The organism is Collinsella sp. CLA-ER-H3, from assembly GCF_040092425.1.
In the GTDB taxonomy this organism is placed as follows: Bacteria; Actinomycetota; Coriobacteriia; order Coriobacteriales; family Coriobacteriaceae; genus Collinsella.
This window is the reverse complement of record NZ_JBBNLP010000006.1, coordinates 130,120-153,389: the sequence shown is the minus strand read 5'-3', so window position 1 is coordinate 153,389 and position 23,270 is coordinate 130,120. Positions and strand designations below refer to the sequence as shown.

General features: G+C 59.6%; 19 protein-coding genes. 6 read left to right on the top strand and 13 right to left on the bottom strand.

Annotated features, from left to right (window positions below):
- Positions 1-518: 518 nt before the first annotated feature.
- The 3 genes from AAAX32_RS06670 to arcA form a co-directional block, all read right to left on the bottom strand.
- Positions 519-1,997: a YfcC family protein gene (locus AAAX32_RS06670; RefSeq protein ID WP_349076831.1), complete on the bottom strand. Its 1,479-nt coding sequence runs from the start codon at positions 1,995-1,997 to the stop codon at positions 519-521.
- Positions 1,998-2,144: 147 nt separating this feature from the next.
- Positions 2,145-3,140, bottom strand: a complete 996-nt coding sequence (gene argF, locus AAAX32_RS06665; protein ID WP_006234279.1) for an ornithine carbamoyltransferase — start codon at positions 3,138-3,140, stop codon at positions 2,145-2,147.
- Between the two features lie 105 nt (positions 3,141-3,245).
- Entirely contained in the window at positions 3,246-4,487 is a 1,242-nt protein-coding gene (gene arcA / locus AAAX32_RS06660; RefSeq protein WP_117848985.1) for an arginine deiminase, read from the bottom strand.
- A gap of 556 nt (positions 4,488-5,043) precedes the next feature.
- On the opposite strand from arcA, the gene ppk1 reads away from it, so the two are divergent.
- The 5 genes from ppk1 (at position 5,044) to AAAX32_RS06635 (ending at position 11,203) form a co-directional block, all read left to right on the top strand.
- Positions 5,044-7,446: a polyphosphate kinase 1 gene (gene ppk1, locus AAAX32_RS06655; protein ID WP_229066897.1), complete on the top strand. Its 2,403-nt coding sequence runs from the start codon at positions 5,044-5,046 to the stop codon at positions 7,444-7,446.
- 98 nt (positions 7,447-7,544) lie between these two features.
- Positions 7,545-8,873 (top strand): 23S rRNA (uracil(1939)-C(5))-methyltransferase RlmD, encoded by a 1,329-nt coding sequence (gene rlmD / locus AAAX32_RS06650; RefSeq protein ID WP_217107753.1) that lies wholly within the window; start codon positions 7,545-7,547, stop codon positions 8,871-8,873.
- A 107-nt stretch (positions 8,874-8,980) separates the two neighbouring features.
- Entirely contained in the window at positions 8,981-9,523 is a 543-nt protein-coding gene (locus tag AAAX32_RS06645) for a DJ-1 family glyoxalase III (RefSeq protein WP_217107752.1), read from the top strand.
- Positions 9,520-10,101, top strand: a complete 582-nt coding sequence (locus AAAX32_RS06640; RefSeq protein WP_217107751.1) for a Maf family protein — start codon at positions 9,520-9,522, stop codon at positions 10,099-10,101. Before AAAX32_RS06645 ends, AAAX32_RS06640 begins: the two co-directional genes overlap by 4 nt.
- Before the next feature lie 100 nt (positions 10,102-10,201).
- Positions 10,202-11,203 carry a P1 family peptidase gene (locus AAAX32_RS06635; protein ID WP_217107750.1) on the top strand — a complete coding sequence of 334 codons (1,002 nt, stop codon included), beginning with the start codon at positions 10,202-10,204 and terminating at the stop codon, positions 11,201-11,203.
- Positions 11,204-11,579: 376 nt separating this feature from the next.
- On the opposite strand, the gene AAAX32_RS06630 is transcribed toward AAAX32_RS06635, so the two are convergent.
- Positions 11,580-12,611 carry a glycosyltransferase family 2 protein gene (locus AAAX32_RS06630; protein ID WP_217107749.1) on the bottom strand — a complete coding sequence of 344 codons (1,032 nt, stop codon included), beginning with the start codon at positions 12,609-12,611 and terminating at the stop codon, positions 11,580-11,582.
- Positions 12,604-13,806: a UDP-galactopyranose mutase gene (gene glf / locus AAAX32_RS06625; protein WP_217107748.1), complete on the bottom strand. Its 1,203-nt coding sequence runs from the start codon at positions 13,804-13,806 to the stop codon at positions 12,604-12,606. The genes AAAX32_RS06630 and glf overlap by 8 nt, the downstream gene beginning before the upstream one ends.
- 231 nt (positions 13,807-14,037) lie before the next feature.
- Between glf and pta the strand changes: the two genes are divergently transcribed.
- Positions 14,038-15,018: a phosphate acetyltransferase gene (gene pta, locus AAAX32_RS06620; RefSeq protein ID WP_006234296.1), complete on the top strand. Its 981-nt coding sequence runs from the start codon at positions 14,038-14,040 to the stop codon at positions 15,016-15,018.
- Positions 15,019-15,365: 347 nt separating this feature from the next.
- Here the strand turns inward: pta and AAAX32_RS06615 are convergent, their stop codons facing one another.
- The 8 genes from AAAX32_RS06615 to AAAX32_RS06580 form a co-directional block, all read right to left on the bottom strand.
- A complete protein-coding gene (locus AAAX32_RS06615; protein WP_152067771.1) occupies positions 15,366-16,544 on the bottom strand; it encodes an acetate kinase in 1,179 nt (392 codons plus the stop codon).
- 164 nt (positions 16,545-16,708) lie between these two features.
- A complete protein-coding gene (locus AAAX32_RS06610) occupies positions 16,709-17,887 on the bottom strand; it encodes an acetate kinase (RefSeq protein WP_117770119.1) in 1,179 nt (392 codons plus the stop codon).
- A 120-nt stretch (positions 17,888-18,007) separates the two neighbouring features.
- Complete coding sequence (locus AAAX32_RS06605) at positions 18,008-19,168, bottom strand: MFS transporter (RefSeq protein ID WP_117770120.1); 1,161 nt, start codon at positions 19,166-19,168, stop codon at positions 18,008-18,010.
- Positions 19,169-19,287: 119 nt separating this feature from the next.
- Positions 19,288-20,178: a LysR family transcriptional regulator gene (locus AAAX32_RS06600; RefSeq protein ID WP_117759020.1), complete on the bottom strand. Its 891-nt coding sequence runs from the start codon at positions 20,176-20,178 to the stop codon at positions 19,288-19,290.
- A gap of 41 nt (positions 20,179-20,219) precedes the next feature.
- Positions 20,220-20,555 carry a histidine triad nucleotide-binding protein gene (locus AAAX32_RS06595; RefSeq protein ID WP_035137921.1) on the bottom strand — a complete coding sequence of 112 codons (336 nt, stop codon included), beginning with the start codon at positions 20,553-20,555 and terminating at the stop codon, positions 20,220-20,222.
- A gap of 49 nt (positions 20,556-20,604) precedes the next feature.
- Complete coding sequence (xseB, locus tag AAAX32_RS06590) at positions 20,605-20,871, bottom strand: exodeoxyribonuclease VII small subunit (protein ID WP_006234311.1); 267 nt, start codon at positions 20,869-20,871, stop codon at positions 20,605-20,607.
- A 42-nt stretch (positions 20,872-20,913) separates the two neighbouring features.
- A complete protein-coding gene (xseA, locus tag AAAX32_RS06585) occupies positions 20,914-22,350 on the bottom strand; it encodes an exodeoxyribonuclease VII large subunit (protein WP_117770174.1) in 1,437 nt (478 codons plus the stop codon).
- Positions 22,351-22,480: 130 nt separating this feature from the next.
- The gene (locus AAAX32_RS06580; RefSeq protein ID WP_117759022.1) at positions 22,481-23,185 is read right to left on the bottom strand and encodes a zinc metallopeptidase; all 705 of its coding nucleotides are present in this window, start codon (positions 23,183-23,185) and stop codon (positions 22,481-22,483) included.
- Between the last annotated feature and the right edge of the window lie 85 nt (positions 23,186-23,270).

Genomic DNA, 23,270 nt, shown 5'->3' with positions numbered 1-23,270 from the left:
CTTCGCGGCGGCGGTCGGCCCCATGCCGTCCTCCGTCGCCAGGAGGAAGAGCTCGACCTTCTCCCTGCTGTACATGCGAACCTCCAGTCCGGACCGCCCCGCGGTCCAACTTTCTGTCCGCACCCCCAGACGGCCAAACAGGAACTATTCCACCGCAACTTCCCCTTTTTGGCGCAAACTAACCTGACCCCTTTGCATCAATAATGGCAGCGCCGCAGGTTGAGCATAAGTCAGCGAGCGACGTCCAGGACGTACAAGTTGGCATAAAAAAGGCAAGGCATAGACCTTTTGGTCATGCCTTGCCTTTTGAATGACAAATTGTCGTCCTGGGCGGCGCGCAGCGTCGACTGGTTGCGCGGTTCGTAGAACCGCGCAACATGAGAGCGCCCCCTCCCGCGCACGGAACGGGAGGGGGCTAAAGGTAGGAGTCTACCGGTGGGTTTACCCCACCGGACAGACGATGACCAGGTGATCCTTTACAGGATCGTCAAGGTTTCCGTGGGGTACCCGTTGGGTACTTAGAGCAGCACGCAGGCGACGGTCAGGATGACGGCGCAGACGACGGAGAGTGCGACGATGAGCTTAAGGGCAAACTTGAGCCAGGTCGTCCACTCGATCTTGGCCAGGGCGAGACCGCCCATGATGGCGCCGGAGGTCGGGGTGAACAGGTTCACGACACCGATGGCGGCGGAGAAGATCATGACCATGACCTCGGGCGAGAAGCCGAGCTTAACAGCCAGCGGTCCCATGATGGGCATGGAGACGGTGGCCATACCGGAGGTCGAAGGAATCAGGAAGGACAGGCCGAAGTAGACCAGGAAGCTCATGGGAGCGAAGATCACGCCGGACAGGCCAGCCAGGGCATTGGCGGCAGCGTCGAGGACGAAGACGTCGAGGCCGGTGCTAGCCATGAGGACGGAGATGCCACGGGCGAGGGCGATGACGAGAACAACGGACATCATGTCGGCAGCGCCGGTGATGAAGGTGTTGACGATCTGCTTCTCGGACAGGCCACCGATGATACCAATCAGGATAGCCATGAGGAAGAACCAGGTGGAAGCCTCGTCGAAGTACCACTGGCCAATGGGCAGGCCGGTGATCAGGGCAGACCAGCCCTGGACGACGGCATTACCGTCGGCGTCGTAGACAGCGCCAGCGTCAAAGAAGTTGGCGACGCCCTCGTTGAGGTCGGCCAGCGGGATGAAGCCGACGATCATGACGACGAAGGTGAAGGCGAAGGCGATCAGAACACCCTTCTGACGACCGGTGAGCTTGACCTCCTTGTGGACCTCGGAAGCAGCCTTGCCATGTGCCTCTTCGGCGTCCTTGAGCTCCTGCATCGAGAGGATGGTGGAACCCTTGTCAGCCTTGACCTTCTTGGCATAGTTCATCACGAAGACGATGGACATGACGGTGGTAACAAGCCACAGGACGGCACCGAGGCCGATGATGATGGATTGGTTCACGGCAATGTCAACGCCGGTCAGGGCGTCGACGGCAGCGCCGACGGCGAACGGGTTAACCGTGGAGCCGAGGCAGCCGCAGCCAGCGCCGAGCAGGACGGTAGCGGCGCCGACCATCGGGTCGAAGCCGGCAGCCATCATGGTAGCGGCGAGCAGGGCGTAGAAGGGAACGGTCTCCTCGCACATACCATAGGTGGTACCACCGAGGGAGAAGATGAGCATCAGCACGGGAATGAGCATGATCTCGTTGCCCTTAAGCTTCTGCACCAGGACGGCGATACCGTTGTCCAGAGCGCCGGTCTCGGTCATCATACCGAGGAAGCCGCCCAGGATCATAACGAAGAGGCAGACGGGCAGAGCGTCAGCGAAGCCCTTAATCGGGGCGGTGCAGAAATCGCTCAGACGGGCGGCAGTAACCGCGCCGCCGGACGTGCCGGAGACGATAACGGTAACAACTGCAACAATTGCCAGCAGAGCTAGAAGAATGGTGAACGATGAAGGCATACCGCGCTTTTTCTTAGCGGTCTCAGTCATGGTTCTCATCCCCCCTTCATAAATCATTTAACTTTCTCGCGCGAAGCGGATTTTCCGTGCCGTGCCCACCGCCCGACGCAAGATATTTACCAGACAAAACCGCTCGGGGTGAGCAGCAATACACCCCGAGCGAGATGCTAGATGCTCTTACTTGAGCGTGGCGTACATGACAGCCTTGATGGTGTGCATGCGGTTCTCGGCCTCGTCGAAGACCTTGGAAGCGGGGCTCTCGAAGACCTCGTCGGTGACCTCCTGCTCGGTGATGCCGAACTGCTCGCACTTCTCGGCGCCAATCGTAGTGTTGGTGTCGTGGAAGCTGGGCAGGCAGTGCAGGAAGATGGCACCCGGGTTGGCCATAGCCATGACCTCGGAAGTAACACGATACGGGGTGAGCTGAGCGATGCGCTCGGCCCAGACCTCGTCGGGCTCGCCCATGGAGACCCACACGTCGGTGTAGATAACGTCGGCACCGGTGACGCCGTCCTTGACGTCGGTGGTCAGCTTGATGGTGCAGCCGTTGGCCTCGGCGATGGGCTTGCAGGCCTCGATGACGTCGTCGGCGGGCATGCACTCCTCGGGGCCGCAGGCCACGAAATTCATGCCGAGCTTGGAGCAGACGACCATGAGGGAGCGAGCAACGTTGTTCTTGCAGTCGCCCATGAAAACGAGAGTCTTGCCCTTGATGTCGTAGTTGAAGTTCTCCTGGACGGTCAGGATGTCGGCGAGCATCTGGGTGGGATGCCACTCAGTGGTCAGGCCGTTCCACACGGGCACGCCGGACTTAGCAGCGAGCTCCTCGACATCGTCCTGGGCAAAGCCACGGAACTCGATGCCGTCATACATGCGGCCGAGAACGCGGGCGGTGTCCTCGATGGACTCCTTCTTGCCCATCTGCGACGAACCCGGATCGAGGTAGGTGACGCCCATGCCCAGATCCATGCCGCCGACCTCAAAGGCGCAGCGGGTACGAGTGGAGGTCTTCTGGAAGAGCAGAACGATGTTCTTGCCCTCGAGATAGCGGTGCGGAACGCCAGCGCGCTTCATGTCCTTGAAGTTCTTGGAGAGCTTGAGCAGGTACTCGATCTCCTCGGTGGTGAGGTCGAGAAGCTTGAGGAAGCTACGGCCGGAGAGGTTAACACCCATGGTTCGATTCCTTTCGAAGAAATGAATTACGTAAGTATTAGTGTTGCCCGTTTAACGGGCGAAGCCGGTGCGGTTGTAGGGGGACCGCACCGGAAACGGAAAGACTTAGAGGTCCTCGCGCCAGAAGGGCATGCTCATGCAGCGCGGGCCGCCGCGGCCGCGGGAGAGCTCGGCGGAGGGCACGACGAGAAGGTCCAGGCCCTCCTTGTACAGCACGTCGTTGGTGACGGTGTTGCGGGCGTAGACGCAGATCTTGCCGGGCTCGACGCACAGGGTGTTGGAGCCGTCGTTCCACTGCTCGCGGGAGGCCGCGATCGGGTCGCCGCCGCCGCAGGGGATCAGCTTGACCTGGTCGACGCCGGTGGCGTCCTCCAGGACGTGCTCGAGGGTGTCCTCGATCAGGCGGATGTTCACGTCGCCCGGGTTCTTGCCGGCGGTCAGCTCGTAGACGCGCAGGGTGCCCATGATGGCGGGGTGGATCGTGAACTTATCGACGTCGATCTGGGTGAAGACCGTGTCGAGGTGCATGAAGGCGCGCGAGACCGGGATGTCGAAGGCCAGGATGCGCTCGACCTTGGAGTCGGAGTTCCAGAAGATGTTCTGGGCCATGACGTCGATCGCGGCGGCCTGGGTGCGCTGGGAGATGCCGACGGCGAGGGTCTTCTCGTTGATGTTCAGCACGTCGCCGCCCTCGGTGTGGAACTGGCAGTCGCGGCGGAAGTACAGCGAGACGTCCTTGTAGTCGGGGTGGTACTTGAAGATGTACTTGCCGTACAGGGTCTCGCGGTTGCGGGTGACCGAGTACATGCGGTTGAGGTTGACGCCCTCGCCGACGACCGCGAACGGGTCGCGGGTGAAGTAGAGGTTGGGCATCGGGTCGATGATCAGGTCGGACTCGGACTCGGAGTTGACCAGGGAGTCGAGGGTCGTGGACGCCGTGAGGGGCATGTCTATCTCGGACTTGGTCATGCCGGCCATGGTCTTCTTGACGAACTCGAGGTTGTCCTCGATGGAGTCCAGCTTCTCGCGGACGATCTGCGGCATGTGCTGGCCGCGGATGCCGGCCTCGGCGATGTACTGGTCGGTGAACTCGGCGCGGGCGCCGGGGACCTGGTCGAACACCTCGGCGACGAGGTTCTCGAGATAGAGGACCTCCACGCCCTGGTCCCTCAGGATCTGGGCGAAGGTGTCGTGCTCCTGCTGCGCGACCTCCAGGAACGGGACGTCGTCGAACAGGAGTCGCTCGAGCTCGTCGGGCGGCAGGTTGAGGAGCTCGTCGCCGGGACGGTGCAGGCAGACCTTCCTGAGCTTGCCGATCTCGGAAGGCACGTGCAGACCTTTCGTCATGGCCTCCTACCTTTCTTTCGGGCCTTTCGGCCGAATCTCTCAGCGCCCTTCCGTAACGGGCACTGCTTGCTGACAGCTCTAGTTATATCCAAATTCCACCCGCAATTCCACCTCGCCCCCGAACGGTCAACAAAGTGCGATGAACGGTATATCGCATGTGATTCCCCCATGATGTACTTCGGCGTTCTAAAGTAACTTTTCTAAGGTAAACGCTCTTTTTTCTTAAAAACCATTTGCGATTGCGTCTCTAAACTTTTGATTCAGAATTGCATAGCTAAATCGGTTTTATGTATATAAATGATGTTTGTTTACGTTTCCGCCTGCATTCAATGATATTCAGCTATCCATCATTCTTATTCACACTTACGTACCAGTTGAGTGAGGATATAGACCGCTTGCAGACGAGCAGGGCGTCAGTCCTATGACTCGTCAGCGTAAGAAGTAGGTAAAGATACCGTTCACGCGATACGTTCGTGCCAGCGGTCGACTAAATTGAGACAATAGTGAATAAGAGTTAGGCTACCGTCCCCTACGGGGACTGAACGGACAGATGCATATGCCGAGCAAAATCGAAAAGAAGCAAGCCGCTGCAAAGCTGCGCAAGCCGCCGCGCGACTTCTCGTACACGCAAAACCGAGAGCTTAGCTGGCTGCGCTTTAACAACCGCGTGCTCGACGAAGCCTTCGATGAGACCGTTCCGCTGTTCGAGCGTCTAAAGTTCGTGTCGATTTTCGAGTCTAACCTCGACGAGTTTCTCATGGTGCGCGTGGGCGGCCTGTCCGATCTGGCAGAGCTCAAAAAACAGCCTGTCGACAACAAGAGCAATATGACCGCCTCCGAACAGGTCGATGCTGTCATGGCCGAAATGCCCGGGCTCCTTACTCGTTGGGAATCCATCTTTAAGAGCATCGAAGGCAAGCTCGACACCTTGGGCGTTCACCGCGCCCGCATCGATTCGCTTACGCCCGAGGAGCGCACCTTCGTAACCCGCTACTTCCAGGCCTACGTGTCGCCGGTCATCTCGCCGCTGGTCATCGATCCGCGCCACCCCTTCCCCAACCTGCGCAACGGCGCGCTCTATCTGGCCTGTGGTCTGGACGGCGCCACCGACGAGGAGAGCCTGCTGGGCCTTATCGAGATTCCCGCCTCGATGAACCGCGTGGTCGAGATTCCCTCGCCCACCGGCACCTACTCCTACATCTTGCTCGAGGACGTCATTCTCGCCTGCCTGGACAGCTGCTTTGGCTCCTATAAGCCGCTGGATCGTGCGCTGATCCGCGTCACCCGCAACGCCGACATCGATCCGGACGGCGAGGGCGTCGAAGAGGAAGAGGACTACCGCCAGCACATGAAGCGCATCCTCAAGAAGCGCCTGCGCCTGCAGCCGGTAGTGCTCGCCGTCTCGGGGTCGCTCGAGAAGGCGACGCTCAAGACTATCCGCAAGGCGCTCGAGCTCTCGCGTCGCTCGGTCTTTACCTGCGATATCCCGCTCGACCTGGGCTACGTCTTTGGCATTGAGGGCAAGATTCCCGAGCACCTGCGCAACGAGCTGCTCTTTACGCCGTTTAAGCCGCAGCCCAACCCCAACATCGACATGACCCGCTCCATCCGCGAACAGGTGCTGCAGGGCGACAAGCTGCTCTTTTATCCCTACGAGGCCATGAACCCCTTCCTGGATCTGGTGCACGAGGCCGCCTACGACCCCGAGTGCATCTCGCTGCGCATCACGCTCTACCGCGTGGCCAAGCAGAGCCGCCTGTGCGAATCGCTGATCGATGCTGCCGAGAACGGCAAAGAGGTCACGGTGCTCATGGAACTTCGTGCCCGCTTTGACGAGCAGAACAACATCGAGTGGGCCGAGCGTCTGGAAGAGGCGGGCTGCACCGTCATCTATGGTTCCGAGGGCTTTAAATGCCACTCAAAGATCTGCCAGCTCACCTATCGCGAGGGCATGGCGCTCACCCGTCTCACGCTTTTGGGCACCGGCAACTTTAACGAGAAGACGGCCAAACTCTACAGCGACTTTATGCTCATGACCGCCCATCCCGGCATCGGTGAAGACGCCAACCTGTTCTTCCGCAATCTGTCGCTGGGCAACCTGCGCGGCGACTACCGCTTCCTGGGTGTGGCGCCCGTAGGCCTCAAGCCGCTCATCATGCGCGGCCTGGATCGCGAGATCCAGCGCGCCCTTGCCGGCGAGCCCGCCCGCGTGTTCTTTAAGCTCAACTCGCTGACCGACCGCGAGGTCATCGACAAAATCGCCGAGGCATCGTGCGCAGGAGTCCGCGTGGACATGATCATCCGCGGTATCTCGTGCCTCAAGCCCGGTGTTCCGGGCAAGACCGAGAACGTGCATGTCCGTTCTATCGTCGGACGCTTTTTGGAGCATGCGCGCGTTTACGCCTTTGGCGTGGACTCGGACATGATCTATCTGAGCTCGGCCGACATGATGACGCGCAACACCGAGCACCGCGTGGAGATCGCCTTCCCCGTGCTCGACCCCACCTGCCGCGCCCTAGTACACGAGTACATGGGCATGCAGCTGCGCGACAACGTGAAGGCCCGCAGCCTCACGAGCGACGGCACCTGGGTCCCCGTAGAGCGTGCAGAGGGTGAGAAACCCTTCAACTCGCAGGAAGCTCTACTGGAGCGTGCCTATCGCAACGCCGAGGCCGCGCCCGAGCCCGTCATTGAGGCGGAACCTGCCCCCGAGGCCGAGCCGCAGCCAGTAGCACCCAAGGTCCAAGAGGTCCAGGCGACCGTCATTGAGCCCGAGCCTGCACCTGCACCTCGGCCCGAGACGCAGGTCACCAAGCCCGCACCCGAGACGAGCGCCCGTCGCGATAAGCCCGCTGGCAAGACCAAGGCCATCGAGCGCCATCGCCCCGGTCGCGTGCGCATGGGCCTGGGCCTGATCGGCCTGGGTCTTAAGACGCTCATTACCGGCAAGACGAAATAGTCGTTTGTAGAAGCAGTTTGTAGAAGCGCCCCGCATTTGAGGAAAGCCTCAGATGCGGGGCGCTTTTCCCTGCTACCATGGTGCGGACAACAACGCGAATGACAGGCAGGGATATGAAGCTCACCATAGAATCGATGACGTATGGCGCCGACGGGCTGGCGCATGCCGACAACGGCAAGGCCGTATTTGTGCAGGGCGCCGTGGCGGGCGACACCGTCGAGGCCGAGATCGTGCAGGACGGTAAGTCGTTCATGCGCGCCCGCACCACCGAGGTTCTAGAGCCAAGCCCCGATCGCATTCAGCCTCCTTGCCCCTTCGTTGGCATTTGCGGCGGCTGCTCGTGGGGCAACCTCTCGCGCACGGCACAGCTTGCCGCCAAGGAACAAAACCTGCGCTCCACGCTCGAGCGCATCGGCAAGTTCGCTCCTGAGCAGGTCGATGAGTTGGTGCAGCCCATCTGCCACACCAAGGACGACTGGGGCTACCGCAATAAAATCGAGCTCGAACCGACCGTCGTCAACGGTCGCATGCGCCTTGGCATGCACGGTGTCGACCCCAGTAAAATCGTGACCGTCGATACGTGCCCGCTGTTCGATAAGCGCTTCCCGAAGGCGCTCAAATCGGTCGTCGGCGCACTCAACTATCTAAGCGGCAGCCATGACTTGGGGCTCGAACGCGTGGGCATTCGCGCATCGCGCCGCACCAAGGCACTCGAGGTCGCGCTCTGGACGCCCACAGGCTCTTTTCCGCGCTCGCAGGTCTCCCGCGTGCTGGCGGACGCCGCTCACCCCACGAGCATCGTGCGCGTGATGAGCAAGGGCGAAAAGAAGGCCCGCCGTGTCTCCAAGGTCGAAATGCTCGCCGGAGAGGGCTCATGGACCGAGAATATCGCCGAGGGTCAGATGCGCTTGTCTGCCCCGTCTTTTTTCCAGGTCAACACCAAGGGTGCCGAGATTTTGATCGATCTTGTCATGGAAGCGCTCGACCCGCAGGAAGACGAGCTTGCCGTGGACCTGTACTGCGGTGCCGGCACCTTTACCCTGCCGCTCGCCCGCCGCTGCGACTTTGTTGCCGCCGTCGAGGCCTACGGTCCGGCCGTGCGCGACCTGCGCCGTAACCTCGAGATCAACAAACTCGACAACGTCGACGTCATCGGTGGCGATGCCGTGCGCGAGTTCCCCGACCAGGATGCCGACGTCTTGGTGGTCGACCCGCCGCGCGCAGGCCTCGCCCCCGAGGCGATCGACCTTATCGCCAGCACGAGTGCTCGCGATGTCGCCTACGTGAGCTGCGACCCGGCCACCCTGGCGCGCGATCTCAAACGCTTTGTCGAAGAAGACACCTTCTCCCCCGTAAAGATCACGCCAGTCGACCTATTCCCGCAAACCTTCCACTGCGAGACCGTCGTCCACCTTAGGCGCAACTAGCCACTTAATCATTGCTCAGAAAAATCATTAGGAAATCGAGCGTGGCAAGCGGAGGTCTTCGGGGTATAAGACGGCTAATTGTATGCCGCCTTACGAAAGGAACTCTCATGCCCAGCGTTGCCGTTCTCGCCGCCGATGGCTTTGAAACGATTGAATGCCTGACCATGGTCGACGTCATGCGTCGCGGCGGCGTGCGCGCCACGCTCGTCTCGATCATGCCCACGCGTGAGGTCGTAAGCTCGCTGCAGATTCCCGTGACCTGCGATGCGCTCTTTGACGAGATCGACTTTGACGAGTACGACTGCGTCGTGCTGCCCGGCGGCCTGCCCGGTGCCACCAACCTGCGCGCCGACCAGCGCGTCTGCGACGTAGTCTGCGATTTCGCCGCGACCAAGCACGTTGCCGCCATCTGCGCCGCCCCGTTTATCCTGGGCGAGCTTGGTCTACTCGAGGGACGCCGCGCCACGTGCTTCCCCGGCTTTGAGAAGAGCTTCCCCGAGGGCACCTATACCGGCGAGAAAGTCACGCAAGACGGCAATATCATCACTGCCAGTGGCATGGCACAGTCACTCCCCTTTGCTTTGGAGCTGTTGCGCACGCTCGCCGGCGAAAAGGCCGTCGAGAAGGTCGCCGAGGGCATCCAACTATGATCTTGGCTTCGCAATCGCCGCGCCGCATAGAGCTGATGCGCGAGGCGGGCTATAACATTCGCGTAATTCCCGCAGACATCGATGAAACGCCTTTTGATGGCGAAGCTCCGCTTACGCTCGTCGAGCGCTTGGCGCGTGCTAAAGCTGCTGCCGTCGCCGCCGAGCATGCCGAGCCCAATGAGCTGACCGTCGCGGCCGATACCATCGTCACCTTCGATGGCAAGATTTTGGGTAAGCCGGCAAACGGGGACGAGGCGCGCGCCATGCTCCACGAGCTTTCGGGCCGCACGCACCAGGTGGCAACTGGCGTCTGCATCGTTAAAGCCGGCGACGCTGCAGCTCCGCATGCCGCCGAGAGTCTGTCGTTTGTCGATGTGACCGACGTGACGTTCTATGAGCTTACCGAAGAGCAGATCGAGCACTATGTCGCCTCCGGCGAACCCATGGACAAGGCCGGGGCCTACGGCATCCAGGGCACAGGCGGCCGCATGCTCGTGCACGATATTTCCGGTGACTTCTACAACGTGGTGGGCTTGCCCATCGCCCGCGTCGCACGCGCGATTCAAAAACTCTCGTAATCGCATCTGGCGCCGGGTATCCCCCAGCGCCTACAATTTTGCCGTACCGTACGGATCCCGACCGGGCATAAGGCCCGGCGGAAAACCGATAGGAGAAAATATGGACACACCGCTCGAAGCCATCGATGTTTGCAATGTCGATGGCTTTTGCTTTGGCAACTATACGGACGAGGAGGCTGGCACCGGCTGCACCGTAATCGTGGCGCCCGAGGGTGCCACCGGCGGTGTTGACGTACGCGGCGGCGCTCCCGCTTCGCGCGAGACCGACCTGCTGCGTCCCGAAAACACTGTCGATAAGGTCCACGCTGTCTGCCTTTCGGGCGGATCGGCCTTTGGCCTCGAAGCCGCAAGCGGCGTGGCCCGCGAACTCGAGAGCCGCGGCATCGGCCTTCCCGTCGGCCCCACACAGGTGCCCATCGTGTGCTCGAGCTGCATCTTCGACCTTGCCTTTGGCGACCCCACCGTGCGTCCCGACATTGAGGCCGGTATCGCTGCCGTGCGCGAGGCGCTCGACCACACCCCTGCCACGCTCGAGCAGGGCAACGTGGGCGCCGGCACCGGCGCCACTGTAGGCAAGCTCATGGGACCTGCTACCTGCATGAAGGCCGGCCTTGGAGCTGCCGCCGTGGCACTCGGCCCCGTCAAGGTGGGCGCCGTGGTCTCCGTCAACGCCTGCGGCAACGTCGTCGACCCGGCCACTGGCGAGTGGGTGGCCGGCATGCGCGCCGCAGCCGATAGCGACCAGATCGTCGACATGGAGCTCGCCGCCCTTGCCGCCGCCGGCTCCATGCAGATGCCGCTCGACCGCACCAACACCACCATCAGCTGCATCGTCACCAACGTGGAGCTCACTAAGGCCCAGGCCACCAAGGTCTCTCAGATGGCCGCGGACGCCTACGCGCACGCCATCCGCCCCACACACACCACCAACGACGGCGACACCATCTACACCCTCGCCAGCGCCAAACTGGGCGCCCAGGCAAGCGCCGCCGTTCCCCTAGACCAGCTGGGCATGCTCGCCATAAGAGCCCTGGAAACCGCCATCGTAAACGGAGCCAAAACCGCCAAAACCTCCCACGGAATCCCAGGTGCTGCGAAGTAATCTCACTCGACCGTCGGTCGGAGGCGGGCGGGCATTACGTTTGCTGCTCTACAGTCCTATGCAAGACGAAGGCCACATTAAGTGGCCTTCTTTGCATGCGGAACTCGCGACAAACGTAATGCCCGCCCGCCTCCGACCGACTACCAACTAATATTTTTTCAGCCCAGGCCCCTGTGTACCGCGCGTCGAAGATCTTCAAATTCAAATAACCTGACAATCGATTCTTATAGCAGAGGCCCCTTGGCCTTTAGTTTGATACAAGTTCCGCACGAGCCGGAAAGCACTTAATGTGCTTTCCGTGCGAGCAGGACTGTTCGCAGTAGCAAACTAAAGGCCAAGGGGCCCAGTCAACCTATCAGCAGCGATTACTCGGCAGCTAGTTGAATTTGAAGATCTTTGAGGCAAGACGGTATAGGCCGAGTGTGGTTTTGTCTCCGGCACGACCGCGCAGGTTGGTGAAGAAGCCGACCACACCGTAGCGTGCACGACGATACATACGCTCGTCATAGGCTTTCAGATCACTCCACAACGTCTTCAGGCGCTCGTCGGCACAATCCTCGTCGGAAAGCTTAGTAAGCACCGAGCAAATTGCCATCATCATGGTGAAATAGCCCATCATGTACGAGCGCAGACGCGATGACTCGACATCGCCGTACAGATGGAACGACTCCATCATGATGCGCGTCACGCGGAACTGCTGGTCCAGACGCTTGACCATCGTGGCCTCGTTGACGCTTTGACCCTCACGGCCGATAAAGTAGCGATAGAGGTCGATATCGGCGTAGTACATGGTCTTACAACGCGGCAGCGGCACGTAGGCGTAGATGTTGTCTACATAGAACGTGTGCGGCGGCATAGGCAGATTGGACGCGCGCAGCACATCCGTGCGATAGCACAGGCTGTGCATAAGCAGATTCTGGTCCAGACGGAAATGACCAATCTGGTCCCAGGTAAAGATCTTTTTTCGCGGCAGGGCAAACTTGTAGCCAATAGCGGTGTGCGTACCCTCGTAAACCTTCTCGTACACATAGTTCGAGATAAAGAGGTCGACGCGCTGGTCGCGCTCCTCAAAACCGCGCAGGATCGAAAGCATAGTCGACAGGGCTGCGCCATCGAGCCAGTCGTCCGAGTCGACGACCTTGTAGTAGGTACCCTGCGCCTCGCGCAAGCCCGAGAGGACGGCAATGCCGTGGCCGCCGTTCTCCTGATGCACCGCGCGGATGATGCCGGGATAACGTGTCTCCCACTCGTCGGCCTTGGCTGCCGTCTCGTCCTTGGAACCGTCATCGACGATGATGATCTCGATATCGGTGGCGTAATTGCTCCCCTCCAGAATGGAGGTGATGCAATGGTCCATGTCCTTGGCGGCGTTATACGAGGGAATACCGAATGATATGACTTTATGCATGGCAGGCGATAATCTCATCCGAAAGATCGAGGGCAGAGTTGGTCACGGCATCCATATCGTAGTAACGATACTCGGCCAGACGACCCACCGGGTGGAAGTTCGTCAGGTTCTGGACGCGCTCAAGATAGCGCTCATAGAGCTCGCGGTTCTCGGGCTCCAGAATGGCGTAATAGGGCGTCTCGCCCGAGCCGGGCGTATAGGCCTTGGAATACTCCTTCATGATGGTGGTCTTGCCGGGCAGGACCTGACCAGTCATGTTCTTGAACTCGGTGATGCGCGTGTAATCCTCGCTCGTGGTGTAGTTGACGGTGCCCACGGGCTGGAACTGGTCCATATCGAGCGTCTCGAACTTCATGTCGAGCGTACGGTACGGCAGAGCGCCCAGGTCGAGGTTGAACAGCTCGTCAAGCGGACCGGTGTAGACGATCTCGCCGCCATAGACCTTACCGTCGATCTTGACGGTGGTCTCGTCGATCTCGAAGAGGTCGCGGGCGTCCACGTCGCAGAACACATCAATCAGATCGTGGTCGAGCATGCGCTCGAACAGCGCGGTATAGCCGTCCTGCGGCATGCCCTGGAAGGGAGCCTGCGGGAAGTAGCGGTCATCGTCGCCCACAAAGACGGGAACGCGGCCGGTGATCGAGGGATCGATCTGGTCGGGCGTCTGACCCCACTGCTTCATGGTGTAATGCAAAAAGACGTTCTCGTAGACGTAATCGGCGACCTCGGCAAGATCCGGGTCGTTCTTCTTGCGCAGCTCCATGATGGGCACCTTGACGTCCTTGCCAAAGGTCTCCACGAGCTTCTGATACAGCTCCTCGCCGCGCTCGTCACCAAAGGCGAGCTTGAGGCTCGCGTGGTTAAAGGGCACAGGCATAAGGGTGCCGTTGATGTTGGCGAGCACCTTGTGCTGGTAGTCCGTCCACTTGGTAAAGCGCGACAGGAAATTGTGGACGCGCTCATTAAAGGTATGGTAGATGTGCGGACCATACTCGTGGACCAGGATTCCGGCCTCATCAGCGCAGTCGTAGGCGTTACCCGCAATGTGGCTACGGCGTTCCAGAACGGCAACGCGATAGCCGATAGTCTCGGCGAGACGACGGGCGCAAACGGCACCGGCATATCCAGCACCGACGACAATCATGTCGTATACGCCGGCGTTAAAGCCTTCAGGCAGGCCTGAGGTAATCTGCATCGATACTCCTTGTCAAAAGCCACGGGCTCGTTAGCTGGGCTTTTCTCGAACATTCTTCGAGACATATTTATCAGAGCGATTATAGCGCTAATGCGTCCTATAATGAGCTTGCCACACAAGGAAAGCTCAAGCACCGCGGCGTACATAATTGAAAGGTAAACCCGCTAGCAGCGGGTTTATTCGTGAACAGCCGGGCGCCTGGAGCTTAGCGAAACGCTTGTAAGGAGTAACATGAGCGATTTCCTAAACCGTATGAAGTCTGCCGCCAAGGCCGACCTTAAGACAATCGTCCTGCCCGAGGGCGAGGATCCGCGCACCATCGTCGCGGCCACCAAGATCATCGAGGAGGGCCTGGCAAAGATCGTCATCCTGGGCAACCCCGACGAGATCAACGTTCCCGGCGCTACCGTCATCGACCCGCGTAATGCCGAGAAGCACGAGGAGTACGCGCAGAAGTTTGCCGAGCTCCGCGCCAAGAAGGGCGTTACCATCGAGCAGGCTCGCGCCCAGGTGATGGATGCCACCTACTTTGGCACCATGATGGTCAAGATGGGCGACGCCGACGGCCTGGTCTCCGGCGCCTGCCACTCCACCGCCGACACCCTGCGCCCTGCGCTTCAGATCCTCAAGACCGCCCCGGGCACCAAGCTGGTCTCGGCCTTCTTCGTGATGTGCACCGACACCCCGCAGTTCGGCACCGACGGCACGCTGATCTTCGCCGACTGCGGCCTCAACATCAACCCGTCCTCCGACGAGCTCTCTGAGATCGCCATCGCCTCCGCTCACTCCTGGTCCACCTTCATGGGCAACGTTGAGCCGCACGTGGCCATGCTCTCCTACTCCACCATGGGCTCCGCCGGCGGCGAGGTCGCCAAGAAGGTCCAAGAGGCCGTGAAGTTCTGCAAGGAGAAGGCTCCCGAGCTCGCCATCGATGGCGACCTGCAGCTCGACGCCGCCATCGTTCCCACCGTCGCCCAGCTCAAGGCTCCTGGTTCCTCCGTTGCCGGTAAGGCCAACGTGCTCGTGTTCCCCGACCTCGAGGCCGGCAACATCGGCTACAAGCTGGTCCAGCGCTTCGCCGGCGCCGACGCCTACGGCCCCATCCTGCAGGGCATCGCCAAGCCGGTTAACGACCTTTCGCGCGGCTGCTCTGCCGACGACATCGTGGGTGTCGTGGCCATCACCGCCGTCCAGGCCCAGATGGCTGAGTAGCGGACATATCCCCTCGGGACCCTACAGGGTAAAGCTCTGAAAACGTCCTCGGACATGCATGAAACCCCCGCTGCGCACTTCGTGCGGCGGGGGTTTCATGCGTCCTGCGGAATATTTTCAGAGCTTTACCCTGTAGGGTCCCTGCCGCCACGTAGCAATCAGAGAATCCGGGGTGGACGGCGGCTTGGCTACGAGCTGGGTCTGAAAATCTGAACGGATGGGTGTCGTTGCTGAAAGTGCAGACGTTGCTGGTGGCGATCACTTTGGGACTCGGATTTCCACTTGCTAGCAAAAAGGCCTCCGGAGCTGTTGCTCTGGAGGCCTTTTTTCAATTACAAACGAATGCGTTAGTTGTTCTTGGTCAGGCGCTCGACGTCGTGGGCGATCATGTATTCCTCGTCGGTGGGGATGACCATGACCGTGACGGAAGAGCCGGCGGCGCTGATGACCTGCGGGCCGTTACCAACGGCCTCGCGGTTCTTGTTGTTGTCGATGCGTACGCCCAGCCACTCAAAGCAGTCGCAGAAGGCCTTGCGGATCGACCAGTCGTTCTCGCCGATGCCGGCGGTAAAGGTGATGGTGTCCACGCCCGCCATGGAAGCGATCATGGAGCCAGCCTGCTGCATGGCCTTGTAGGCGAACATATCGAAGGCAAGCAGGCAGCGCTCGTCGCCCTCAGAGGCGCGCGTGCGGATGTCGCGGGCGTCGTTGGAGATACCCGAAATGGCAAGCAGGCCGGACTGCTTGTTCATCATGTCATCGACTTCCTGATAGCTGTAGCCGCCCTCGCGCTGGAGGTAGCACACGGTGGCCGGATCAATGGAACCGCAACGAGTGCCCATCATCAGGCCGTCGAGCGGCGTGAGGCCCATCGTGGTGTCGCGGCACACGCCGTCCTCGATAGCAGCGAGCGAAGCACCGTTACCCAAGTGGCACGAAAGCAGACGGTGGCAGCGCGAACCCAGGATCTCCTTGGCCATCATCCACTCATAGCGGTGGCTCGTGCCGTGGGCGCCGTACTTGCGCACGTGGTACTTGTCGCACACGTCCTTGGGCAGCGCGTAGGTATAGGCGACCTCGGGCATGGTCATATGGAACGAGGTATCGAAGACCGCCACGTTGGGCAGCTCCGGATACTTCTCACGGCAGTACTCAATCGCCGCGGCCTCGCCGTAGTTGTGCAGCGGGGCAAGTGGTGCCACCTCAAGAATCTTGGCCATAACCTCGTCGTCGACAACTGCGGAATCATCGAAGTGCCAGCCGCCCTGAACGATACGATGACCAATGCCATCAATCGTAAAGTCGGTCTTCTCGAGCTCCTCGAGCACACGAGCGATAGCAGAGCGATGATCGGGGAAAGGGACCTCCTCGGTCTGCTTGGCGCCACCGTTCTCGGAGTGGCCAAAGATGCCCATGTCCGAACCGATACGTTCGCAGTTGCCCTTGGCGAAAACCTCGCGGGTAACGGTATCCAAAAGCTGATATTTAAGGCTTGAGCTGCCGGCATTGACAACAAGTACGTTCATGAGACTCCTTTGCAGTGCAATACGGTCGACGCAGACCCCTTAAGGCGGCCGCATTTTAATAAGAAGTTATCACAACTTGATAAATAGCTATCAAGCATATCGCCCAACGAGCACAAAAGAGGGGCCGAACGGCGCTCGGTCGTCCAGCCCCTCCCCTCTTGCAATTACTTGCCGTTGACGATGCGCTCGACGTCGGAAGCGATCATGAACTCCTCGTCCGTGGGAATGACGAAGATCTTGACCTTGGAATCCTTGGCAGACAGGCACCAAGCGCCGTCGCCACGCAGGGCGTTACGGGCATGGTCCATCTTGACGCCCATAAAGGCCAGACGGTCGGCAACGCCGGCGCGAACGGCCGGAGCGTGCTCACCGATGCCGGCGGTGAAGACCAGCGTGTCCATGCCGCACATGGAAGTGGCCATCTCGGCAGCCTTGGCGGCAATCTTGTAGACGAACATATCGAAGGCGAGCTGAGCCTCAGGGTCACCAGCAGCGGCGAGCTCCTCGACATTGCGGCAGTCGTTGGTCTTGCCGCCGGTCACAGCCAAAAGGCCGGACTTCTTGTTCATCATCTCGTCGACCTCGTCGAAGGTGTAGCCGCCCTCGCGCTGCAGGTAGCACACGGTAGCCGGGTCGATGGAGCCGCAGCGGGTGCCCATCATGACGCCGTCGAGCGGGGTGAGGCCCATGGTGGTGTCCATGCACTTGCCGTCCTCGATGGCGCACAGGGAGGCACCGGAGCCGATGTGGCACACGACGACCTTGCGGGCCTCGCCGTTGGTCATCTCGGCGACCTTCTTGGAGATGTAGCGGTAGCTGGTGCCGTGGGCGCCGTACTTACGGATGTGCAGCTTGTCGCAAACATCCTTGGGAAGGGCGTAAGTCTTGGCGACCTCGGGCATGTTGAAGTGGAAAGCGGTGTCGTAGACCGTAACGTTGGGCAGGTCGGGATACTGCTCCAGGCAGTACTCGATAACGTTGGCCTCGGGGTTGTTGTGCAGCGGCGCTAGCGGGGCGACCTCGCGAATCTTGGCGAGAACGTCCTCGTCGACGAGGGAGGAATCGCCAAAGTACCAACCGCCCTGAACGATGCGGTGACCGATGCCCTCGATCTTGACGCCGTTGGCCTCGAGGTCCTTCAGGACAGCCTCGATGGCGACCTTGTGGTCGGGGAACTCGATGTTCTCGGTCACCTTCTTGGAGCCGTTGGCAGCATGGGTGAAGGTACCGCCGGTAAAGCAGACGCGCTCGCAGGAGCCCTTTGCGGACACCTTGTGGGACTTGGTATCGATGACCTGATACTTAAGGGTCGAAGATCCTGCGTTGACGACCAGAACGTTCATGTGTCTCCCTACTAACAGGCGGTGTGGCGCCGCCAGGTTACATACGCTTCAATAATAAACCCAAACGCCCTCGCGCTCGGGTTTATTGCGTTGATATATAAGTTATCGGTGCCTAAATACTCATGGCCTTTGACTTGTAAGACGAAATAGCGCGGGGATATACACCAGGGAAGAAATCCCGAGCGCAACAAGCAATACGACTCGAATGCCCGCAACGCTACTCAGCACAGAGTTGAGCAGATAGAAAAGAACGGCACCCACCGCCACCATCTGGCTTTGAACCGAAATCAGTGAACAGCGCATCGATGAGTCGGCAGCATTTTGGAAAACTGAGTATTTGATTGGGGCAAACAACGAGTACGCAACTGTCTGCAGCACATAGAACACGGGCAGCAAATTAGCCGGAGTAAGGGGGATCAAAAACAAAGCTGTCAATACTAAGCGAATGATGCCGCAAATACGCGCAAAACGGCCCTTGTCGACATGAGCAATCACACTGGGCACAATAAGCCCCATGGAGGCCGAGGCAAGGAGCTGGACCGCAATGGTCACACCCGAAGCGACGGAATTCATTCCGCGGCCCGCAAGCAGCAGTGAGAAAAAGTCTTCCAGGGCGACAAAAGCAAATGCCTGAGAACAGTCCATGATGAACGCTGAACGAAGAATGCCATTACACGCAATAGCGGCACCGATCATCTTCGGGCTAATTCCACGCTCAGGTGCCCCCGCAGTGCCCCCTCTTCGCATCTCAGGAATGCAGACAACGACAACCAACGTCAACACCATTGCGATGATATCTGCCGAAAGACCAATGAGATATGCACCGACAGACGAAATGAAACCGCCCACGCAAGCGGAGATGGCATAAGAGGCATAGAAAACAAATCGCTCAACGACATTAAGTCTTACGAGCTGGTCCTGAGAGACGCTGTCAATGTAAATCGCTTCTATGGATCCGCTCAGACATGCAACGGCAAAACCTTTGAGAGCGAACGCACCGATTAAAAGCAGAGGGGAACGGACGAGAAGCAGGGCGGCGTAGTATCCAAGCATCCCCACGACGCCAACGAGACCGCTTGCCTTTCGTCCAAACCTATCAGCAATATAGCCAGTGGGAACTTCGAGGATGAACTTGCTCACTTGATATGCAATCATCATGCTAGAAATCGCCACTATCGAGAATCCGACGAATTCAAGGTAAACCGTCAGAAAATACAAAATAGTGCTGAAGTTCGACAGAAAAACGAACGTCATATAAAGCAAAACCGTACGGTTTTTCATGCTCCGCCCTCCAAGAGTCAGCAATCTAAATCGAAATCTTGGAAAAGCATGAGGGCAAAGCTGTCAGCTATGTGTTGCAGGGCGTCAACATTCACTTGACGACACGAGGCCAAATGGCCTCACGAAGCGAGATGACGCAATAGGTGAAGAAATACCGTCTGGTGTCGATCGGTCCAGGCATTTTGTCGATAGCAAAAGTAGATGGGCAAGGCTACGTCATGTGAGGCTTCAATGGAGCACTCGCTCACTTCCGATCCATCCGATGCGAGAGAAGAGCCAGAAAAACTCAATATCAATCCCCCGGCTTGAAGAAACTCAGCCTGCGCCCTGTTTCCGTATTCGACATCGCGAAAGCGGAAATTAACCAGCTGAGCTTCGGGACATTGATTGATTGCATTGAGACAGGGTGACAAATTAATGGGAACAGCGAGCCTGCCGCCCAGTAACTCACGAACGGTCATAGCACCCACAGATTGATGACCAGCTGGGCATGAAAGAACCCTGAGCTCCTTTTCACCCATATATTTTGAAGAAAGGACGCTGTCCCGTGGTTCCTCAAACGAGATAGCCGCGTCCGAAATGCCAAGTATAAGTGATTCAAAGCATGTAGCCGTTGGCTGATGCCACACATCGAGGTGAATCTGAGGGTGCGAGCTTTCAAACGAGTCATACCAGTTTTCGGCAAAAAGGCGCCCCCGCCCATGAAGGCAGGGGGCGTAAAGACGAAAGTGGCCGTCGGGCGAGACGCCGTCGTCCCTCGATTGAGCGTACTTTTTGAGATCGTCGACTTGTGCCAGGATCACGCGTGCACGACGCGCAAATTCTCTGCCCGCCGGAGACAAAACAGCCTCCCCCGCCGATCGGTTGAGCAAAACGATCTGATACTCAGATTCCAACTTTTTGATTGCCGACGAAACGGCCTGCGGACTCACATGAACGGCGCGAGCTGCTTTGCGCACGCCGCCATAGTTCGCTACCGCTTGAAGGTATTCGAGTTGAGAAAGCTGCATAGATTACTCCAAAGGCAGCCAAGTCGACGGCCTACGCGCCCTCAGATGAGGTTCTCACCCAAGTTCTTGCCGCCGAGGACGTGCATATGGAAATGCATGACGGTCTGACCGGCGTTGACGCCCTTGTTGGAGATGACGCGGAAACCGTCCTCCAAGCCCTTGGCCTTAGCGACCTCCTGGATGGCGTGAGCCATGGCGCCCATGGTCTCGGCAGGCACATTATCGGCGATATCGCTGTAGTGCTTCTTGGGAATCACGAGAGTGTGGACCGGCGCCTGGGGGTTGAGGTCGTCGAAGGCGATGACTTGATCGTCCTCGTAAACGACGGTCGAGGGGATCTCGTGGTTGGCAATTTTGCAGAAGATGCAATCACACATGGTTGGTTCCTTTCTCGCAGACCAAGGTAATTATATTTGGTCGGGGTGGTTAGAACGAGAGGTTGTCGTCCGTGTTGGCGGCCTCGCCGTCGGCGAGCACGTCGTTGCCGTCGACGTCCTTAAGGAGCACCGAGACCTTCTGCTCGGCATCGGACAAGCGAGTACGCAGGCTCTTGAGGAGCTCTACGCCGCGGGTATAGCTCTCGAGCGACTCCTCGAGCTCCATATCGCCCGACTCCAGGCTGCGGATGATGAGCTCCAACTCCTGCGAAGCCTGCTTGTACGTAAGCTGCTCGACCGGGGTTTTCTCTGCCATATCTGTTTCCTTTCCTAAAGGTTTATCGCTATGAAACGCAGCCTACTCGACCGTATCGACCGTTGCTGCCACGTTGCCGTCTGCCATGCGTACGCGAATGGCGTCGCCCGGCTTAAAGGTCTTGGCGCTCATAGCCACGCCGTCAACGCTGTACGCGATGGAATAGCCGCGGGCAAGCACCTTGAGCGGCGACAGGGCATCGAGCGAGGCTGCCGTACGGCCCAGGTCGGACGCTGGCTTGTTGAGCATCGTGCGCCCCTGATGCTCCAGGCGAGAGCTCGCGAGCGTGAGCGCATGGCGCTTGCCATCGAGCCCCGAGGTGCTTGCAACCAGACGCTCGGGCAAGCGCTCAAAGTTGGAGCGAAATGTCCCGACCGAGCGTACTATGGCGCCCGACAGGCGATCGGCGGTCAGCGCAAGCTCCGATTCGCGACGCTCGACCATAAATGTGGGGTCGTTGAGGCACGGGCGGCACGCAGCCGCATCGAGCGCATCGCCCAGGCGAGCCGTATAGGTATCCCAGGCACGGCGACCGCGCTGATCGAGCATCTCCAGGTCGACCTGGGCCGACCCAATCATCGATGCCATCGCGGCACCCAGACGCTGATGGCGCGCCTCGAGCACATCGGCCAACTCCGTCATAGCCGGCGCCACCGATTCTGCCGCCGCCGTGGGCGTGGAGGCGCGGCGGTCGCTCACCATGTCGCAAATCGAGGTATCGGGCTCATGGCCGATACCGGTCACCACGGGCACGGGACAGGCAGCCACTGCACGGGCAAGCTCCTCGTCGTTGAAGGTCATGAGGTCCTCGAAGGAGCCGCCGCCGCGCACCAGCAAGATGCAGTCGGGCGCCGGCGTGATGGCGGCGGCACGGCGCAGGCCCTCGATAAGCTCGGCCGGCGCACCCTCGCCTTGAACCTTGGCGCCCACGCAGACAAGCTCGACGAGCGGATTGCGCCGACGCAATGTACGCTTGACGTCGTCGATTACCGCACCGGAAAGCGAGGTGACGACCGCCACGCGGGAGCAGAACACCGGGATGCGGCGCTTGCGCGCTTCGTCCATCAGGCCCTCGCGGCGTAGCTTTTCGGCCAGTTGCGCCACTTGTTGACGCAGCAGACCCTCCCCCGCCAGCGAAAACGAGCGAGCGACAAAGCTCATGCGGCCTGTGGCCTTATAGAGGTTGAAGCTGCCCTTAAAGCTCACCTGCATGCCGTCACGCAGATCGAAGGTACGCTTGAGATAGGCGCCCTTCCAGATGATGCAGTCGACGGCGGCCGAGTCGTCTTTAATCTGGAAGTAGCAGTGGCCGCTTCGGGCATTGGGACCACGAAAACCCGTGACCTCACCCAAAACGCTCAGCTGCGGAATGGCGTCGAGCGCGCCGGCGGCGATCTCCACCGCTTGGCTCACGCTGAGCTCCTTGCGCTCCTGATCGTCCGAACCGTCGAACTCGGCGGAAACGGTATTGCCGGTCAGATTCCAGCCTGCCACGCAGCCTCCTTTCGTCATCGTGCACAAGGGCTTCGGCCCTGCGCAAATTCAAGTCCAACACATAGTACAGCGCCGCGGGGACACGAATCCCCGCGGCGCCCAGCGACCCAATTTGTTATCGGTTGGAGTTTCTGTTGTAGCGAGCCATAAGATAGAGCAGCTGAATAATCGAGGTGAGCGCCGCAGCCACATAGGTAAGCGCGGCGGCCGTCAGCACCTTCTTGGCACCGTTGACCTGCTTGGAGCTCATACCCGACTGCTCAATATACGCCACGGCGCGCCGACTAGCATCAATCTCGACCGGCAGCGTAACCAGTTGGAACAGCACGCTAAACGAGAAGAAGATCAGCGCGAGGGCCGTGAGCCCGGCAATGTTCATAAATAGGCCCAAGAGCAACACGATGGTCCAGGTGTTCTGGGTAAAGTTGACGACCGGCACGAGGGCGGTGCGAACCTTCATCATGGCATAACCGCTTTGACGCTGGGCGGCATGGCCCGCCTCGTGGCAGGCAACGGCAACGCTTGCGACCGACCCGCCCGAACGGTTGGCATCCGAGAGATACAGGTTGTTGTCCTGCGGGTTGTAATGATCGGTGAGCTCACCAGCGACGCCCTTGATACCCACGGCGTTGCAGCCGTTGGCGTCGAGCATGCGGCGAGCGACCGTGGCGCCCGTGTCGCCGTCCGAGCGAACCTTGGACCAGGTTTTGTACGTCGAGTTGATATAGTTCTGTGCGGCAAGACCGATCACCGTGCAGACAAGAACAACCAGCAGGTACAGCGGGTCGATGCCAAAGCCGTATCCATAGTAATAAGGCATGCGAATTCCTCCGAATCGAGTTACACGTTGGAGGCATTTTACCCACTCGCCCAGCCAACGAGACACCATCGATGTTTTGGCATTG

Bases quoted from the DNA above. Each gene is read 5' to 3' on its own strand.
- AAAX32_RS06670 (WP_349076831.1), bottom strand. From the start codon at position 1,997: ATGACTGAGACCGCTAAGAAAAAGCGCGGTATGCCTTCATCGTTCACC.
- argF (WP_006234279.1), bottom strand. From the start codon at position 3,140: ATGGGTGTTAACCTCTCCGGCCGTAGCTTCCTCAAGCTTCTCGACCTC.
- arcA (WP_117848985.1), bottom strand. From the start codon at position 4,487: ATGACGAAAGGTCTGCACGTGCCTTCCGAGATCGGCAAGCTCAGGAAG.
- ppk1 (WP_229066897.1), top strand. From the start codon at position 5,044: ATGCCGAGCAAAATCGAAAAGAAGCAAGCCGCTGCAAAGCTGCGCAAG.
- rlmD (WP_217107753.1), top strand. From the start codon at position 7,545: ATGACAGGCAGGGATATGAAGCTCACCATAGAATCGATGACGTATGGC.
- AAAX32_RS06645 (WP_217107752.1), top strand. From the start codon at position 8,981: ATGCCCAGCGTTGCCGTTCTCGCCGCCGATGGCTTTGAAACGATTGAA.
- AAAX32_RS06640 (WP_217107751.1), top strand. From the start codon at position 9,520: ATGATCTTGGCTTCGCAATCGCCGCGCCGCATAGAGCTGATGCGCGAG.
- AAAX32_RS06635 (WP_217107750.1), top strand. From the start codon at position 10,202: ATGGACACACCGCTCGAAGCCATCGATGTTTGCAATGTCGATGGCTTT.
- AAAX32_RS06630 (WP_217107749.1), bottom strand. From the start codon at position 12,611: ATGCATAAAGTCATATCATTCGGTATTCCCTCGTATAACGCCGCCAAG.
- glf (WP_217107748.1), bottom strand. From the start codon at position 13,806: ATGCAGATTACCTCAGGCCTGCCTGAAGGCTTTAACGCCGGCGTATAC.
- pta (WP_006234296.1), top strand. From the start codon at position 14,038: ATGAGCGATTTCCTAAACCGTATGAAGTCTGCCGCCAAGGCCGACCTT.
- AAAX32_RS06615 (WP_152067771.1), bottom strand. From the start codon at position 16,544: ATGAACGTACTTGTTGTCAATGCCGGCAGCTCAAGCCTTAAATATCAG.
- AAAX32_RS06610 (WP_117770119.1), bottom strand. From the start codon at position 17,887: ATGAACGTTCTGGTCGTCAACGCAGGATCTTCGACCCTTAAGTATCAG.
- AAAX32_RS06605 (WP_117770120.1), bottom strand. From the start codon at position 19,168: ATGAAAAACCGTACGGTTTTGCTTTATATGACGTTCGTTTTTCTGTCG.
- AAAX32_RS06600 (WP_117759020.1), bottom strand. From the start codon at position 20,178: ATGCAGCTTTCTCAACTCGAATACCTTCAAGCGGTAGCGAACTATGGC.
- AAAX32_RS06595 (WP_035137921.1), bottom strand. From the start codon at position 20,555: ATGTGTGATTGCATCTTCTGCAAAATTGCCAACCACGAGATCCCCTCG.
- xseB (WP_006234311.1), bottom strand. From the start codon at position 20,871: ATGGCAGAGAAAACCCCGGTCGAGCAGCTTACGTACAAGCAGGCTTCG.
- AAAX32_RS06580 (WP_117759022.1), bottom strand. From the start codon at position 23,185: ATGCCTTATTACTATGGATACGGCTTTGGCATCGACCCGCTGTACCTG.